The following is a 14,352-nucleotide window of genomic DNA, read 5'->3' as shown; positions in this document are numbered from 1 at the left end:
AGGTAGATATTGCGGATCATTTTCCCAATTGCCCTCCATCGTTAGAATTGAGCCCGAATTGTTCGGCTACACAAATGGGGAGAGTGATTCTTGGAATCGCTCGAGCGACTGGGCTGGTTCGAGGTTGAAGACAGCCCGGCCATCGGAGGTCCAGTGTTGATCTCGGTAAACAAAAATTGCCGTAGCACAGCGCAGGTTGCTGACCGCCTCGACATCCTCCATATCGCCCCCGGCAATCGCTTCAAAGCTGATAGTTGCGGTCACGAGGGCATACAATTCGCCTGTCACCCGATCAGTCGCAAATAATGGTTCGCCTGACAGTTCGCAGTTTTTCCAAGTCAGTCCCCGCGGCTTACCGGTGGCACCCGCTGCCTGCAGAAACAACGCTGCAAGCCCAGAGCGATCCTGTTCAAAGTCTTGGATAGCAGTTTTGCGAATTTTTTTGACTTGGGACTTATGCCATAGCCGCCACATGGCTCCGAAGGCAATTGCAGTTGCCAATACGACAAGTGTTACGATCACTCCATGCATTAAGCGTTTTTCTGTCCGAGAGGATTTGTCTTCACAACTTCAGACAGTGTAGTTGAATAGCGTGGCATGAGACAGGCATTGCTGCCGATTTCTCAGGTAGGACACGCTCAAACCGGGACATTCGCTTCAATTTTGCGGTAACGGTTTCGAGTCAACTTGAGGCGTTGGCAGAACCTGTTGGTCCCCTCCCTCAGGAAAAGAGAAAATTCGTTCAGCTGGTTCCGGTGCCACACTGGTGCTCTCTGGAGTGATGAGGGCGTCGAGTTCGGCATGGCAGTTGGGGCACTCGCTAGAACCAAACGAGCAAGAATAAGCCATTCCACCTGACAGACAACCGCGAGTATGAACGCAGCGGGGCACCCGAGGAGGCACGCAACCATGGGTACGAATCATCGGCACATGATGCCCTGGGCCACAACCAAAGCCACAATATTGCGGCGCAGTGCTTGGCAAGTGCCAGTAGCCAATTGACTGAGCGAATGAGTCGCTCACCAAAAGAATCGCGATGAGCAGAGCACAGTAAGTGAGGCGATGGAAAGTCATTTTGCTTTCTTCCTTGAAAGTCACACTAAGGCACGTATTACTTGCATCGAACCGCGAGGGTGTGGTTCATGACATTTAGCATCGAGGAGTTGCTGTCAGACATGATTAGCCAATAGAGAAGGGCGATAGAACCGGCATAACCTGCCAGGTCACAACCCAAGCAGGGGGCACACTTGCCTCCAGGCTTTTTCGGATGAATGTACTGGTCCGACTGGTGGCAGTGGAGACGGCCTTCATATGATTTTCACATTAGATTAACAATCTCGCGCCCGAATCATCGCTTTCGAAAGCTTGCAAGTGAATTCGGAATATTAAGAGAAGGCTCACAGTTTCTTCATAGTTCCTTCACTTCATGGCGTTAAACTCCTGCCATGTGATTGGCCATAGACGGTCAATTGGTGGTTTTCTGTTTCTAGACTTACAACAGATGGAGTGGATTTAATGAGGATTTTATTGTGTGCTGCGGCTTTGGCCGCGATGTTGACCAGTCAGGCTATGGCTGCGTTTGATCTGCGAATCACAGAGATTTGGCCTGGAAATTCCGGTAGTGACAACATTACCGACGATTGGTTTGAACTTACTAACTATGGGGACATGGCTTGGGTTGAGGCTATTGACGGCAATCTGTATTTTGATGATGACTCGTTCGACGAAACGACAGCAGACCTTCTCTTTGGGGTGAATTCCATTGCTCCAGGAGAGTCGGTAGTCTTTGTCGATGGCAATGCTGGAACTGGTGGAGTCAATACCTTTTTATGGGGAGATGTCTGGGATGATGTCGTAAGTCCGCTTCCACAGATCGGATCCTACGAAGGGGCAGGCCTCAGTGGCGGGGGTGATGCGATTGGATTATGGATCACTTCAGGAACTCCAACTGGATCGCCAGATATCAACGCATCTTATCCCGATTCCAGTGGTGCGATGGGCGGTTCCTACGACACGGTTTTGGGCTCGTTCAGCACCGTTGGCAATGCTTCAGGCGCGGTGGCCACGACCGTTCTGAGTGCTGAGAATGAGTCAGCAATTGGCTCGCCAGGTTCAGTTGGCGCTATCCCCGAACCAGCAAGCTTAGTTTTGGTTGGTATGAGCTTAGTCCTATTGGCTGCAAAACGCCGTTAAGACCAAGGTCAATCTCAGTAGGTATTTTCTCGCTAACCTCGCTCTGACATTCTTCAGAGCGGGGTTAATCTTTTTTTGAATTAAAGGAGTCGTCTCGTGAAGTTTTCCCATTTTCTAACAAGTTTGCTGGTGCTATTTGGAGTGTCTTGTGAGTCGCGTCTATTTGCGGCCACATTTCTGTTTGGGTCCGATGGAGTCAGGAACACTCTCGTGGGACTGTCCGATGCATCTGTAACTGTAGATGGTGTGACTATGTCGCTGACTGCCGGTCCTTCCGGAGCACTGCTAGATGATACCGATTCGCAGGGGCTAGGAATCGACGCAAGAAGTTTACCTGGGGCACTCGACAGCACTTCTGGAGACAGAACAAAGCTTAATATTCTTGAAGGAACAAACAACTCGACGAGCTCAGGAGAGTCGCTCAGCTTTTCCTTCAACAAAGCGGGAGTTCTCCAGGACTTGCTCTTCGATGGGGTCAAGGATGAAACATTGGAATACTTTTTGCTGACTTTCCCCAATGGGACCACGGTGACTATATTCGATTCCCAGACCGAATATCGCCTTGACTTACAGGGATTTCATCTCACGGATCTCAGTGTTCCCAGTCCCATAGAGTGCCAACTAGAAGATGACGACCTAACTGGAATCAATTATACATTTCAGGCTGGGGAGATATTTTCGATCACCTACGGCGAAGGGAATTTCGGCGACGTCCCTGGATACCGGACAAACCCAAATGTTCCACTTCAATTTCCCAACTCGCTAGGAAATGGAGCGCGTCTGCAAGGCATGGTAGTTGCCACCGTGCCAGAACCTGCTGCTTCAGCGATCATTGTCCTGTTGGCTTGCATCGGGGTCGGTGCACGTCCCAATTACAGAAATAGCAGGCCTTGATCGAAAGAATGAGGCTGGATTTAGAATTCAACCCACGGGATTATTCCGCAGTAAGTTCACCACCATCGCGGGTACAGAGTGCAAAGTACACATCTCGGTCGGTGTCGTCTTTCATAAACTGTACCGATCCGTCGCAGCGAAGCGTTTGCACCCCTCCTGGATGGTCAGAGAAGAATTCTTCTTCTACAAATTGAAATTTAGCAGGAGGATTGATTGCCGAGATTGATTTGCCGCATACAAGATTATCCGGATCAAGCTTTATTCGACTTATGTTCTTGAAACTAGCCCAGGCACCAGAAAACTCGTCTGTGGCCAAAGTATTGTCACCGTTGCATACGAGACCTTCCTCTGCACCGCGACCGCTTGATTCGCCGATAAGAATCGTGTAAGTGGCACCATCTGTTATTTCTTTGAATCTGACCACGGCAGAGGAGCAAGATTCATTCTTATTCAGACATAAGCCGCCAGATTGAAGATACATGAGTATTCCACGGTCGAGCTTGAGGCTTGTGAAATTACTTCCTCCCTCAGTCCCATACGCGATTCCAGAGACCTTATTGATTACGTCCCAATCAGGTCCTCGAATTCCCATATAGTCAATCACTCCAAGGCCGTTGCCAGTATGCCCAGACGAACCTGAAGCATCGGGCAACCCTGACAGACGACCATCGTTTCCACGAAAATTCTGTAAGCGAGAGGTGCTTGGACAGCGATAAACATCGATAACCGTATTCGAAGGACCTAGTAAGTCAGCTCGATTGTTAGGATTCTCGGTGACGCTGAATTTCAGATCAAACTTATCGAATATGTTTTGTTGTTCGATGTAAGGCAGATGCCAAACCGACCACGAGAGGGCACGTTTCTCCGTTAACCCTGCTGGCTTGAACTGTCCCGGCGGAAAATGTTTGCGGGAACTCTCGAAATTAAGCATTCCCAGCCCAATCTGCTTAAGATTGCTCATACACTGAGCTCTTCTTGCCGCCTCACGGGCCGCTTGAATGGCGGGCAGCAACAGAGCAACCAGCACACCGATGATAGCGATCACCACCAATAACTCAACCAAAGTAAATGCTTTTGGCGAGCGGCGCGGCCTGCGCATATCCAAACGCAACATGAATGCCTCCAAGCGGGAAAAATCTGTTATCAGGTTTCTAGATATCAAGTCTCTTAAAGCTCGCTGTGGCGAATTCGCAGCAATAGCAAGCCCGACAATACCAGCAAGGTCAAAGAGGTTGGTTCGGGTACTGCTACCGCCGAGCTAACTAAAGGACCTGCCCCGGCCCCGTAGTTAGCAGCCCAGAGTGCTAGGTCAGCACCGTCGACAATGCGGTCTCCATTCGAATCTCCATGACGCCGCGTGGCGAATTTGGGTACGCTCAAAGAGTCTAAGCCGAACCCAAAATTTCGCTGCCAAGTGAGAAAGTCATGACCGTCAATATCGCCGTCGAATACATATTCTTCGCCATCGTAGACGGCATCGAAATCACCGTTCAAGATAGAGAGATTCTCAGACCCGAGAGTTCCAGTAATGATCGTACCGTAGGGTACGCCTTGGCTCGTTTCAACATACTGATCGGGAGTATTGATTCCGTGAGGCTCAGCTGATTGGCGGAAGTCAGTCGGACCATCAAATCCGGATGCATTATCGTTGGTAAGGTTAGCGATGTGCCAATCGGCAGCCGTTGAGCCGGTACTATTTCCCCAGCGACCGAAGTACTCGATTTCAAATCCGACATCTACAAACGTGGCTCCTGCAGGTACATTACCTCCACCGGGAGGAGTTGCCAAACTAAAATTGATCGGGGCATACATGAAACCGGCCGGCTCACCAGGATCGCCATTAATTCCGATTGAATCCAGGATTGTCCAACTATCTAGAATCGAACCTGCATCCAACTCATTGTCGTTGTCTGCATCGAGATCTATAAGATCGGGGCTGGTAATTGTTGGTGCTGTGCTCGCCCCGCCGTTATTCTTCAGGAGTATGAAGGTTCCTCCACTGTTTTCAAGAACACCATTGTTCCCTTCATCCATAAATCCTACCGAACTTAGATCTCCCGAACCCCATGTAAAACCACTGAGCGTGTTTTGGAGGTTGTTCGAGTTGGGGTCGAACGTTGAATAATTTCCCCCAGCTTGCCGCAAGGTGAGAAAGCCGTTGCTTCCTAAAAATGGTGAGCTAAGACTACCAAGATCGAACACAGCCTCAATTTGACCTGGATTAGCTGTCGCAGAATTGGTTTCATTCTCAAGTACGATGAGATAATGATCCGCAAGGGATGCCCCCGAAGAGCCACGCAACTCGATATATTCGTAAACTAAGTCGCCCGAGCTTCCGGGAGGGTCTAGATAGATCTCATTGATATACATCTGACCTTTTGCATGCGGAGCATTTACCGTGCTCAGTAACAAGCAAGCAAGAATCGATAGCTTCTTTCCTGTCGCAAATTGCATTTCGTCGTTCCATAGCTTTTCCGTGACTCCTACAAGTTCTCCGTACGAAGCTCTTCCTTGCAGGATGAGAAGCAATCATCGTATCGGGAGATCAATGCTTAACAACGGCTGATCAGGCACAACTTCTGAATCTCATCAATTCTTCACAATTCAATAACACTTCCTGAATAGTTTGTTAACACACCGTTAACAATCCATCCGCATAGGCAGAGAATTTAGTTCGCTCATATACCTCGCACATCGTCTAAGCAAAGATTAGGCTAGCTGCCCGTTGAAAAAGTCCCTTTCCCCCGGTCTTCCCTTGCAGTCCGGTTGGCGCTAGATTTGGTGGATTGAACTGGGTTTGATTTGTTTCGAGGAGGATAACGATGGCATTGGGGCGCCGCGAGAACGAGCGGCAGCAAGATTTCTGGGTTGCGACGACCGATCTGCCTCGCAGCGAAGGGCATGCCTTCTACGAGAAGTTGAACAAGCTGCTACGCGAGGTGGGATTCGACGAGTACGTCGAAACGCTTTGCCAACCACACTATCACGACACGATGGGCCGACCGGGCATTCCTCCGGGAATTTACTTCCGGATGCTTCTGGTTGGCTACTTCGAAGGGATCGGCTCGCAGCGAGGCATCGCCTGGCGTTGCGGCGACAGCTTGAGCTTACGAGAATTTCTGTCCATCCCACTCTCTGAAAACACACCCGACCATTCGAGCCTGACCCGAGTTCGCGATCGTCTGCCGCTTTCCATTCATCAGCAGGTATTCCAATTCGTCCTGCAAGTGGCCGACGCACAGGGCCTCTTGAAGGGCAAAACCGCGGCCGTTGACGCCACGACACTCGAAGCCAATGCGGCGATGAAGAGCATTGTTCGCCGCGATACGGGCGAAGACTGGCACGCGTACATCGGGCGCCTGATGCAAGAGGCTGGCGAGATCGAAGCAGGTGACGAACCGTCGGTCGAAGAGATTGCCCGCTTCGACAGACAGCGGAAAGACAAGAAGACTTCCAATCAAGAATGGCAGAGTCAAACAGACCCGGACAGCCGTATCACGAAGATGAAAGATGGCCGGACGCATCTGGCGTACAAGGCCGAGCACACGATCGACTTGGAGACGGAACTGATCCTGGCGGCCGAGGTTCACCATGCCAACGAAGCGGACGCCGCCACGATTGGGCCGAGCCTTGCCACGGCGCAAGGCAACGTGATAGCGGCCCAGAGCGACGCGAACATCGAAGAGGCGGTAGCCGACAAAGGGTATTACAAGAACGAAACGCTTGCTGAGTTAGAGTTTACCGAAGGCCTAAGAACGTACATCGCCGAGCCGAAGTTCAAGGACCGTCGCAATTGGAAGAACAAGCCGGAGGAGCAACGTCAGGCGGTAACCAACAACCGCCGGCGAACAAAAGGAAATCGGGGGCGTGCGTTGCAGCGACTGCGAAGCGAACGGGTTGAACGGAGCTTCGCTCACGTGTGCGGGACGGGCGGAAGTCGTCGGACTTGGCTTCGCAGCATCGAGAAGGTGCGGAAGCGGTACTTGATGTCGGCCATGGCGCGCAATTTGGGTCTCGTCATGCGCAGCTTGTTCGGATTTGGCACGGCAAGGAGTTTGCAGGCCGAAGGCGACCTTGCCTGCGGCTTGTATTTCGCCTGGGTTAACATGCAACACACACTGAGCCGTTTGCACGCCACGAACCATCGCGTCGGTCAGAAAATGGTCGCCCGTCCTGCGTTCGTCCTGGCCGCCTAAAATCATAAGAAATCGACTTGTTCAACGGGCTGCTAACAGTATTCTAGCATTCATGCTGTGATCTTGTATTGCGGAACTCTTTGAAATCACAGTACGCACCATGGGATCGCAGTACCCAAGATGGGCCAAAGGCGAAGCGGTAGCCCCATTCTACCACTGCCGCACGCTACCCTGCGGAGGCGTGCACAACTTCCGCCGAAAACTGCCTGCCGCTAAGTTCCTTGATATCTATGAAAGAGTCTTGAAATGAAGAAGCGGTTCTCCTATCGCTGAGGGATGCTGTCTCACACTTCCCACGACCACAGGAGAACCGAACGATGTTATACCTTGGAATCGACCAACATGCACGTCAACTCACGATTTCACTCCGCAACGAGGAAGGTGATGTCCTGCAGGCTCGGCAGGTCTCCACGGAGCCGGAGAAAGTCCACGCATTCTTTGGGCACCTTACCCGGGAGCGACTAGGCACCGATGAATCGTTCGTTGCCGTGCTCGAAGTGTGTGGCTTCAACGATTGGCTGATCCACCTGCTCCGCGACTACCGCTGCCACAAGGTGATCCTGATCCAGCCCGAAGAACGCAAAAAGCAGAAGACCGATCGGCGAGACGCTGCGGCCTTGAGCGAACTGCTCTGGGTCAACCGGCAGCGCCTGCTGGCGGGCAAGCTTGTCCGCGGCCTCCGGCAGGTCGATATTTCTTCCACGACCGATCAAGAAAACCGACGACTTACCACCCTCCGCAAAGATGCCAGCCGCGCACGAACTCGCCTGATCAACACGATCAAACACATGCTTTGGCGTCACAACCTGCAGTGGGAGATGGTGTCGCGTCCGGATTGTCCACAACTGGCAGCTGCTGTTGGTCGAGAAAGGCTTGGCCATCGCCCTCAGCCCCGCGCCCCAACCGTCGGAAGGCTACCGTCTCGCCGCTGACTACTGCCAACATTACGACCCCCAATACGGCACTACGCTCAATGGGCCCAGTAGCACGAAGATCCTGGAGATCGTCCGCTGGATGTTCACCCAGGAGGCCCTGGAAGAATGGAACGAAACTTCCGACAAACCACCACATCGCTAGGTGTCGCACTAACAGGCTGGTCTTCGCTCAAGATCGGCTCGCATCGTTCGTTGAGGTATGGGATGACCCCTTGGCCTGTGACCTGCCCCCTTCACCTGAGTCCTCAAATCGATGGCATTCCCGACGGTGCCTGGTTCCCATTTGGCGCCGGGCCACGGGCCTGCATCGGGCAGGCGTTCGCAAGGATGGAACTGGTCATGATCGCCGCTTCCATGATACAATTATGTTCGATCACGACTATTTCTGGGGCGGCTGAATCAGGCTGGGAAGTTAAAATGACGCTGCGTCCAAAGGGACCGCTCCTGTTGCGCTGGAGCTGGCGAACCCCTTCCGGCGCGGAGATTGTCTGAATATGGCAGTTCATATTGCTGGCTATGGCCAAGTGAGTCCGCTGGGGTTGAATGTCGACGAGACATTTGCAGCTCTGCTAGCAGGTCGCTCCGCAGCCAGGTTCATACCGGAATGGTCACGGGTAGAAGGTCTCCATTCGCACGTAGCGTCGTTGGTGCCGGATTACGATGTGTCGTCAATTCCGAGAAGTCAACGCCGAACTATGTCGCGGATGTCGGAAATGGCCTGCCTTGCGATGGATGAATGCTTGAAGCGAGCGGGCTTGAAAAAGGAACAACTCAGAGACCGCCGTGTCATGATTATTGCCGGATCAACGACGGGCAGTGCGACTGCTATGGGAGAATCTCTGAAGCAGTTCCAGCAGACAAATTCGTTCCGGGGCGAGGTTTCCACGACCGTGTTCAAGTGCATGAGTCACTCGCTCGCACTCAACCTGGCCGCCTACCTGCAATTCAATGGCCCAGTCATCTCACCAAGTGCGGCCTGCAGTACCGGAGCGCAGGCCATCTTGCTCGGCAAGCAGATGATTGAAAGTGGTTACTGCGATCTAGTACTCGCGGGGGGAGCCGATGAGTGTCACATCACATCGTGCTTTAGTTTTGACGTCGCCCTAGCTGCCTCGCGTCGGTTCAACCAGACACCGGAGCTCGCATCACGGCCATTTGATCGTGACCGGGACGGAATCGTTGTTTCCGAGGGAGCGGCGATCGTCGCTCTGGAATCGTGGCAATCGCTGGAGAGTCGCCGGAGGCCAAGTTATGGAAGTATTCTCGGCGCGGCTCAGCGGTGTGACGGGCAACACGTCAGTAAGCCGAATGTCGAGGCCATGGTCAGAACGATGCGCGATGCCCTGACCGACGCGCGCGTCGGGCCGCAGAATGTCGGTTATCTCAACGCTCATGCCACGTCGACCAAACAGGGTGACCTGAACGAGGCCCTGGCTGTACACGAGGTCTTCGGAGACCAGATGCCGGTCAGTAGCATCAAGGGGCATCTTGGTCACAGCTTGGCAGCCGCCGGCAGCAGCGAGGTCATCGCCGCGGTCAATATGTTGCAGCACGGTGTGATCATCGGTTCGAAGAATCTCAGCTGCCCCGACCCGGAAATGCCACCATTACATTTTGTGAGAGATATCGAGCCACTGGCTGACGGGTTGATCATGAGCAACAGTTTCGCATTTGGCGGAATGAATGTGTCGCTCGTCCTGGGTAGCGGTCAAATGTGAGGTAAATGAAGTATGGACATTCCAGAGGAAGTGAATCGCATTCTGCACGAGCGTTTCGAGATTGCTTACGATCGGCTGAAGCCCGAAACCGACTTGTACAAAGATCTCGAACTGGACAGTCTCGATGGAGCAGATCTGCTCGTACTGCTTGAAGCACGTACAGGACAGACTATCATGCCAGAGGCTTTTTTGCGGGCGAGGACTCTCCGGGAAGTCTATGGAATTGTCGTAGGCCTGGTCGACTCATCCGAGTGTAAATCGGACGGCGGCGGCGACGACCCCGTCGCATCACAACCAGCGGCTTCTGAAACAACGGTCCCTGATGAAAGATAGTCCAATACGAAACGGCTTATTCGTTCGGATGTTCTCGCTGAATTTGGACCGTTCCACTTTACGAATAATGGAAATCTCCCTGTTGCTTAGCATGGCAGTCACAAGCCAGGCGGAAATCTCAACGGCCATGGCTGGCGGCAAAATCGGATTTCCAGGAAAATGAACTTCGAAGTATGGAAACGTTGCCGGTGTAGTCAAATGCAAACTGAGCGAGTTTGCAGAGCGGCTGATAATGCTTACATGGCGGACTTAGGGTGATTATGCCAAACCATTTTTTCGAGAGTGATATTTCGAAAGGTAAAATGCACAGGCGGAATTCCCACTGTTGGTTAATCAACTGCAAGAACGGTTGCCGCACCGCAAACCCATAGTATAGGTAGACCGGATAATGTACGCGACGCATCAGCACGGATTGACGGAAGTCAGGCTGAACCGCAACCTCATACTGGCAGGTGCTCGAGTCCACGTCGGCGCGATCATCGAATACCTGGCTCAGTTCTACGGTTATATCATGGCCTTGCAGGCGCTGCAGCGTAGGCAGCAACTGCGGACAGCACAACTCGCCGCTATCGACAAGTTCGAGCTGTTGTTCGAACCACTGCCTGAAGCCGACGAAACAATCTCAGCCAAACTGGTCACAGTTCGCGACATCCATCCACTGTATTTCGTCAAGGGTCGAGTGTATACTTCCGCAAAGCGCGAGCTGTGTGTCATGGAATTCAAAGGGTTTGCGCAATTCGACCCGGAAGGGACCACATAGGTGCTGTGTGTTTTGGAATTCAATGTGCAATCTGTGCAGACGTACTGCCTCGTTGGCCTGATATCTGTGACCGCAGCGTGCCTTCGTTATCTCCTGATGACGGGGACCTACTACATCATTGTCTGCCAGCTCTTCGACCGGAAGTTCCGCAAGTACAAGATCAATCCGGACCGTGTCTCTGGGGGGGTCGTACAGAAAGAGATGAGCTGGGCACTGCTCAACAACCTGAATTACGCAATCCTCGCGACTGCAACATATGGTCTCTATGAAAGGGGTTGGCTCAAACTGTACTTCGACTGGCACGAATATGGGACGCTTTACGGGCTGCTGGTGATTTTGGTGCTGTTGCTGGCTCACGATGCGTATTTCTTCTGGGCCCATTATCTTATGCACAGAGAGCCATTTCGACGGATCTCGCATCATTGGGTCCACCACCAGTTCCACAACGTGACACCGTGGAGCGCGTTTTCTGTCCACCCGATCGAGGGCTTCGTAGAGTTGTTGTTCCGTCCCGTACTCCTGATGCTGATTCCCACTCATCCGTACACGCTGGTTGCATTCGCCATTCTGTCGTTTGGGCTGAATATAATCGGGCATTCGGGATACGAGTTTTTTCCGAAGAACTTCGCGACATCGCCGCTGACGAAGTTCAGCAGTTGTGCGACTTATCATTATCTGCATCACCGCAATAGCAACTGTAACTTTGCACTGTTCTTTAATTTCTGGGACCGGATTATGGGCTCCATGGCGCCGGATTACGCTTCCTTTTACGCCGCAACACGCGGTCGGGTCGACAGTGCTGACCGGGCTGAATCCTACTCCGCGAAAGCAGCGTCAAGAGGTTTCGCATCGCGCGAGCGTTGAATGTGCAGCGTGCGCGTAACGCTAGCAACCCTCGCGCCGCCCAGGGTGTCAATCGCAACCGGAAGTTCCAGTGAGCAGTTTTCACCCTTGACCGTCCGTTGATGCACGATTTCGAGGTGTTCATCCGTCAGCAGAAAACTGGCTTCCACCGTTTCTCGCACTGGACGTAGGAAGGCGATTGTTGCCGACTGGTCCCAGACCACAAATCCATCGCCGAGATTCTTCATGAGCATGATCGAATAGAAAGGGTCAGTCATTGAGAACAGGGCACCGCCGAATTGTGTTCCGGGATTTCCGCGGTTGTACCACCTAAATAAGAGTCGGGTGCGGACTTTTCGAAAGTCCGGAGAAATATAGACAATCCGAATTCCTTGACCCCAGAGCGGGGGCCACAAATTCATCATCCGACGGAATACCCGGGCCGAGTGGAAGAGGTCGGTGTATCTGAGCATCAGCAGCCGCCCGCATCTGACGGCCTCGTGGCCGGCCCTGCTGACGCGCGGCAGCGCGCCGTGCTGTCAAGCAGTATGCGGACGATCTGCTCCATCACTCGACAGTTCATATGCGTTGTTCGATGCCGGCCTCCGAATCGGTAGGTCTGTCCCGGGTGCACGGCTTCATTTCGTCCACCAATTGTCTGGCTGAACAGCGGAACCGACCCGTCTCCGTCGGTTCGTCGCCGAATTCGGATCGTTCCATTCTCGCGATAGGAAACCAACGCCGCCGTCGGCCGTCCGGAATTCACAATGTAGGAAGTATCTACGTTTCCCAGAGTTTGAGCCGGATCAAGCTGGGCGAGGAACTCTGCACCGGTCATCAGCAGCCGACTAGAAATCTGCGGCAGTGAGTCGAGCCACGAAACCATCTGAGCGTGCGAACGGAGGGTGCGACCGTGGACTTCGGCGCAGGCGTTATTGGCGGCATCGAAAAAGGCCTGGCATGGAAGAAGCTCATACATCGACGGGAACGTGCGAATCAGAGCTCCTGCTTTATGCGCAAAGAAGAAATCGGCGATTCGATTGAGAACGGCGCCGGTATGAAGATACGCAAGTGCACGTGGCATTCCGAGGAATGGCGTTCCGATCGAGATGAATTTTCGAATCCTGTGCGCAAAACCCATTCGTGCATACTGAGTGGCGATCAAACCGCCCGAGGAAACACCGACAATGTCGAACCTATCCCATGTCTGCTCGTCGACCCAGGCGGCAAACGACTCAGCTGACTGAAAAAGACTCATTCTCCAGTCATAGGGAAACGTGACGATAGAAAGCCCGTGCCGTCCCAGCTTTCTTCGTAAGGGGCTGACGAAGTCCAGTGGTCGCGCGTCGAGACAGCCGTCAGTTTCGAGCATCATGCACGACTCGCCGTTTTCGTCGCATTTAAGAGCGTCAAGGTCAGCCAGAACGCGTAAGGGGCGGTATGGTATCCAAGCCCGGATCTCCGGCCGGCCAGCAACCACGAGACGAGAGCCCATCGCACCAAGAATCAAGATGACAGGGAAGTGTCGTTGCCGCATTTCATTCTTCTATTCCGTTCCCAGAATAATTACGACTCATATTACGAGTTAATACGAGAAGCGCTATGGTAATTACTAGAACAATGGCTATTGTCAAAACAATCCTGTCCTTGGATGTGCCGGAAATCAAATCATCATCAGCAGTCAGCAGGAAATAAGCACGCTGGAGCACACGTAATCCGAGAAGGGAAGCGGCAACGTAAATTAAAGCCACGTTCCTGCGGGGATCCCACGCGGCAATGGCCATGAACGCAGCGAAAGCAAGAAGATAAGCTGCGAAAGGATTGATCACCCAATACATCTGCGGCGACAACTCAAGCTGGAAATTGAAAAACCGCTCGGCAAGGACCTCTGCCGAACCCTTTGCAAATAGTCCCAGCAGACCGAGCCCACCGTGGAATACAACGAGCCACCAAAGAAGAGCCTTAAGGATCTTTTCAGAGCGATCCGACATTCATGTATCCTGTTTCGCGGTGGAGCTTCCGTCGATGAACTCACCTTATAAGTATATATCACAAGAGGACGATGTTCTATCCGATGAGCGATTGGTCGCCGGTGGCACGAAGGATTGCTGGCATCCTATGGGGACGTCCTGGGACCGCAAGTTCCAGAAAATGTTGGTTTGTCCGGGCATTTCTCGGCCCAAAGCTGCTCCGCGTCTCAGTCTGAGATAACGTAGTTGCTGACAAAGATCTACGGAGCCTTGCGGCCAAGTTGCGAACCTGTGACGCACTCATATATTGCCAATCCCTTGGCGTCTAACTGCCTCATGTGGGGAAGCTGTATCGTCAAGCAGACTGCCAGATTTTGGCCGACGTTACCCCGACCGTTGTTGATTCGCTGCCTGCCCAATTCGCTGAAGTTGCATCAACTGCGGTGGCCTAGGTTTACGGCGAACTGCTGGAGGTGTCTCCGCCGAAAGTAGACCTCAGCATCTTAGGCG

At 52.8% G+C, this 14,352-nt stretch carries 17 protein-coding genes; 10 read left to right on the top strand and 7 right to left on the bottom strand.

Features of this window, described 5'->3' with window-relative positions; all coding sequences use genetic code 11:
• Positions 1-66 precede the first annotated feature (66 nt).
• Positions 67-531 (bottom strand): hypothetical protein, encoded by a 465-nt coding sequence (locus Pla144_RS10505; RefSeq protein WP_146450633.1) that lies wholly within the window; start codon positions 529-531, stop codon positions 67-69.
• Positions 532-657: 126 nt separating this feature from the next.
• A complete protein-coding gene (locus Pla144_RS10500; RefSeq protein WP_146450632.1) occupies positions 658-1,074 on the bottom strand; it encodes a hypothetical protein in 417 nt (138 codons plus the stop codon).
• Between the two features lie 441 nt (positions 1,075-1,515).
• Here Pla144_RS10500 and Pla144_RS10495 point away from each other — a divergent pair, with 441 nt between their 5' ends.
• Entirely contained in the window at positions 1,516-2,193 is a 678-nt protein-coding gene (locus Pla144_RS10495; RefSeq protein WP_146450631.1) for a hypothetical protein, read from the top strand.
• A gap of 96 nt (positions 2,194-2,289) precedes the next feature.
• Entirely contained in the window at positions 2,290-3,087 is a 798-nt protein-coding gene (locus Pla144_RS10490; protein WP_146450630.1) for a hypothetical protein, read from the top strand.
• A gap of 40 nt (positions 3,088-3,127) precedes the next feature.
• Here Pla144_RS10490 and Pla144_RS10485 read toward each other — a convergent pair whose 3' ends face one another.
• Together Pla144_RS10485 and Pla144_RS10480 are read right to left on the bottom strand one after the other, a co-directional pair.
• Positions 3,128-4,201, bottom strand: a complete 1,074-nt coding sequence (locus Pla144_RS10485; RefSeq protein ID WP_146451060.1) for a DUF1559 domain-containing protein — start codon at positions 4,199-4,201, stop codon at positions 3,128-3,130.
• Between the two features lie 53 nt (positions 4,202-4,254).
• On the bottom strand, positions 4,255-5,541 hold the full coding sequence (locus Pla144_RS10480; protein ID WP_146450629.1) for a hypothetical protein: 1,287 nt from the start codon (positions 5,539-5,541) through the stop codon (positions 4,255-4,257).
• 368 nt (positions 5,542-5,909) lie between these two features.
• On the opposite strand from Pla144_RS10480, the gene Pla144_RS10475 reads away from it, so the two are divergent.
• The 7 genes from Pla144_RS10475 to Pla144_RS10445 all read left to right on the top strand — a co-directional run bounded on the left by Pla144_RS10475 (position 5,910) and on the right by Pla144_RS10445 (position 11,893).
• Positions 5,910-7,283, top strand: coding sequence for a transposase (locus Pla144_RS10475; RefSeq protein WP_231936302.1), 1,374 nt, complete (start codon positions 5,910-5,912; stop codon positions 7,281-7,283).
• Between the two features lie 317 nt (positions 7,284-7,600).
• Entirely contained in the window at positions 7,601-8,215 is a 615-nt protein-coding gene (locus Pla144_RS10470; RefSeq protein ID WP_146450628.1) for an IS110 family transposase, read from the top strand.
• A 108-nt stretch (positions 8,216-8,323) separates the two neighbouring features.
• The gene (locus Pla144_RS10465) at positions 8,324-8,710 is read left to right on the top strand and encodes a cytochrome P450 (protein ID WP_146450627.1); all 387 of its coding nucleotides are present in this window, start codon (positions 8,324-8,326) and stop codon (positions 8,708-8,710) included.
• A gap of 2 nt (positions 8,711-8,712) precedes the next feature.
• Positions 8,713-9,936 (top strand): beta-ketoacyl-[acyl-carrier-protein] synthase family protein, encoded by a 1,224-nt coding sequence (locus Pla144_RS10460; RefSeq protein WP_146450626.1) that lies wholly within the window; start codon positions 8,713-8,715, stop codon positions 9,934-9,936.
• Positions 9,937-9,948: 12 nt separating this feature from the next.
• Positions 9,949-10,269 carry an acyl carrier protein gene (locus Pla144_RS10455; protein ID WP_146450625.1) on the top strand — a complete coding sequence of 107 codons (321 nt, stop codon included), beginning with the start codon at positions 9,949-9,951 and terminating at the stop codon, positions 10,267-10,269.
• Between the two features lie 388 nt (positions 10,270-10,657).
• On the top strand, positions 10,658-11,029 hold the full coding sequence (locus tag Pla144_RS10450; RefSeq protein ID WP_146450624.1) for a hypothetical protein: 372 nt from the start codon (positions 10,658-10,660) through the stop codon (positions 11,027-11,029).
• A gap of 12 nt (positions 11,030-11,041) precedes the next feature.
• Entirely contained in the window at positions 11,042-11,893 is an 852-nt protein-coding gene (locus Pla144_RS10445; protein WP_146450623.1) for a sterol desaturase family protein, read from the top strand.
• Here the strand turns inward: Pla144_RS10445 and Pla144_RS10440 are convergent.
• Genes Pla144_RS10440 through Pla144_RS10430 form a run of 3 tightly spaced genes read right to left on the bottom strand, consistent with a single transcriptional unit; the run spans position 11,845 to position 13,863 of the window.
• Positions 11,845-12,345: a DUF4442 domain-containing protein gene (locus tag Pla144_RS10440; protein ID WP_146450622.1), complete on the bottom strand. Its 501-nt coding sequence runs from the start codon at positions 12,343-12,345 to the stop codon at positions 11,845-11,847. The genes Pla144_RS10445 and Pla144_RS10440 overlap by 49 nt on opposite strands.
• Positions 12,345-13,409, bottom strand: coding sequence for an esterase/lipase family protein (locus Pla144_RS10435; RefSeq protein ID WP_146450621.1), 1,065 nt, complete (start codon positions 13,407-13,409; stop codon positions 12,345-12,347). The genes Pla144_RS10440 and Pla144_RS10435 overlap by 1 nt, the downstream gene beginning before the upstream one ends.
• Before the next feature lies 1 nt (position 13,410).
• A complete protein-coding gene (locus Pla144_RS10430) occupies positions 13,411-13,863 on the bottom strand; it encodes a hypothetical protein (RefSeq protein WP_146450620.1) in 453 nt (150 codons plus the stop codon).
• Positions 13,864-13,897: 34 nt separating this feature from the next.
• Here Pla144_RS10430 and Pla144_RS10425 point away from each other — a divergent pair, with 34 nt between their 5' ends.
• On the top strand, positions 13,898-14,083 hold the full coding sequence (locus tag Pla144_RS10425) for a hypothetical protein (protein WP_146450619.1): 186 nt from the start codon (positions 13,898-13,900) through the stop codon (positions 14,081-14,083).
• Positions 14,084-14,352 lie beyond the last annotated feature (269 nt).

This window comes from Bythopirellula polymerisocia (genome assembly GCF_007860015.1).
Lineage (GTDB): Bacteria > Planctomycetota > Planctomycetia > Pirellulales > Lacipirellulaceae > Bythopirellula > Bythopirellula polymerisocia.
Note: the sequence above shows the minus strand (reverse complement) of the source record. Positions and strands in the feature narration are given on the sequence as shown.

Coding starts and splice junctions, on each gene's coding strand:
- Pla144_RS10435 (WP_146450621.1), bottom strand. CDS start 13,409: ATGCGGCAACGACACTTCCCTGTCATCTTGATTCTTGGTGCGATGGGC.
- Pla144_RS10425 (WP_146450619.1), top strand. CDS start 13,898: ATGAACTCACCTTATAAGTATATATCACAAGAGGACGATGTTCTATCC.
- Pla144_RS10455 (WP_146450625.1), top strand. CDS start 9,949: ATGGACATTCCAGAGGAAGTGAATCGCATTCTGCACGAGCGTTTCGAG.
- Pla144_RS10495 (WP_146450631.1), top strand. CDS start 1,516: ATGAGGATTTTATTGTGTGCTGCGGCTTTGGCCGCGATGTTGACCAGT.
- Pla144_RS10475 (WP_231936302.1), top strand. CDS start 5,910: ATGGCATTGGGGCGCCGCGAGAACGAGCGGCAGCAAGATTTCTGGGTT.
- Pla144_RS10465 (WP_146450627.1), top strand. CDS start 8,324: ATGGAACGAAACTTCCGACAAACCACCACATCGCTAGGTGTCGCACTA.
- Pla144_RS10505 (WP_146450633.1), bottom strand. CDS start 531: ATGCATGGAGTGATCGTAACACTTGTCGTATTGGCAACTGCAATTGCC.
- Pla144_RS10430 (WP_146450620.1), bottom strand. CDS start 13,863: ATGTCGGATCGCTCTGAAAAGATCCTTAAGGCTCTTCTTTGGTGGCTC.
- Pla144_RS10450 (WP_146450624.1), top strand. CDS start 10,658: ATGTACGCGACGCATCAGCACGGATTGACGGAAGTCAGGCTGAACCGC.
- Pla144_RS10460 (WP_146450626.1), top strand. CDS start 8,713: ATGGCAGTTCATATTGCTGGCTATGGCCAAGTGAGTCCGCTGGGGTTG.
- Pla144_RS10500 (WP_146450632.1), bottom strand. CDS start 1,074: ATGACTTTCCATCGCCTCACTTACTGTGCTCTGCTCATCGCGATTCTT.
- Pla144_RS10470 (WP_146450628.1), top strand. CDS start 7,601: ATGTTATACCTTGGAATCGACCAACATGCACGTCAACTCACGATTTCA.
- Pla144_RS10485 (WP_146451060.1), bottom strand. CDS start 4,201: ATGTTGCGTTTGGATATGCGCAGGCCGCGCCGCTCGCCAAAAGCATTT.
- Pla144_RS10440 (WP_146450622.1), bottom strand. CDS start 12,345: ATGCTCAGATACACCGACCTCTTCCACTCGGCCCGGGTATTCCGTCGG.
- Pla144_RS10480 (WP_146450629.1), bottom strand. CDS start 5,541: ATGCAATTTGCGACAGGAAAGAAGCTATCGATTCTTGCTTGCTTGTTA.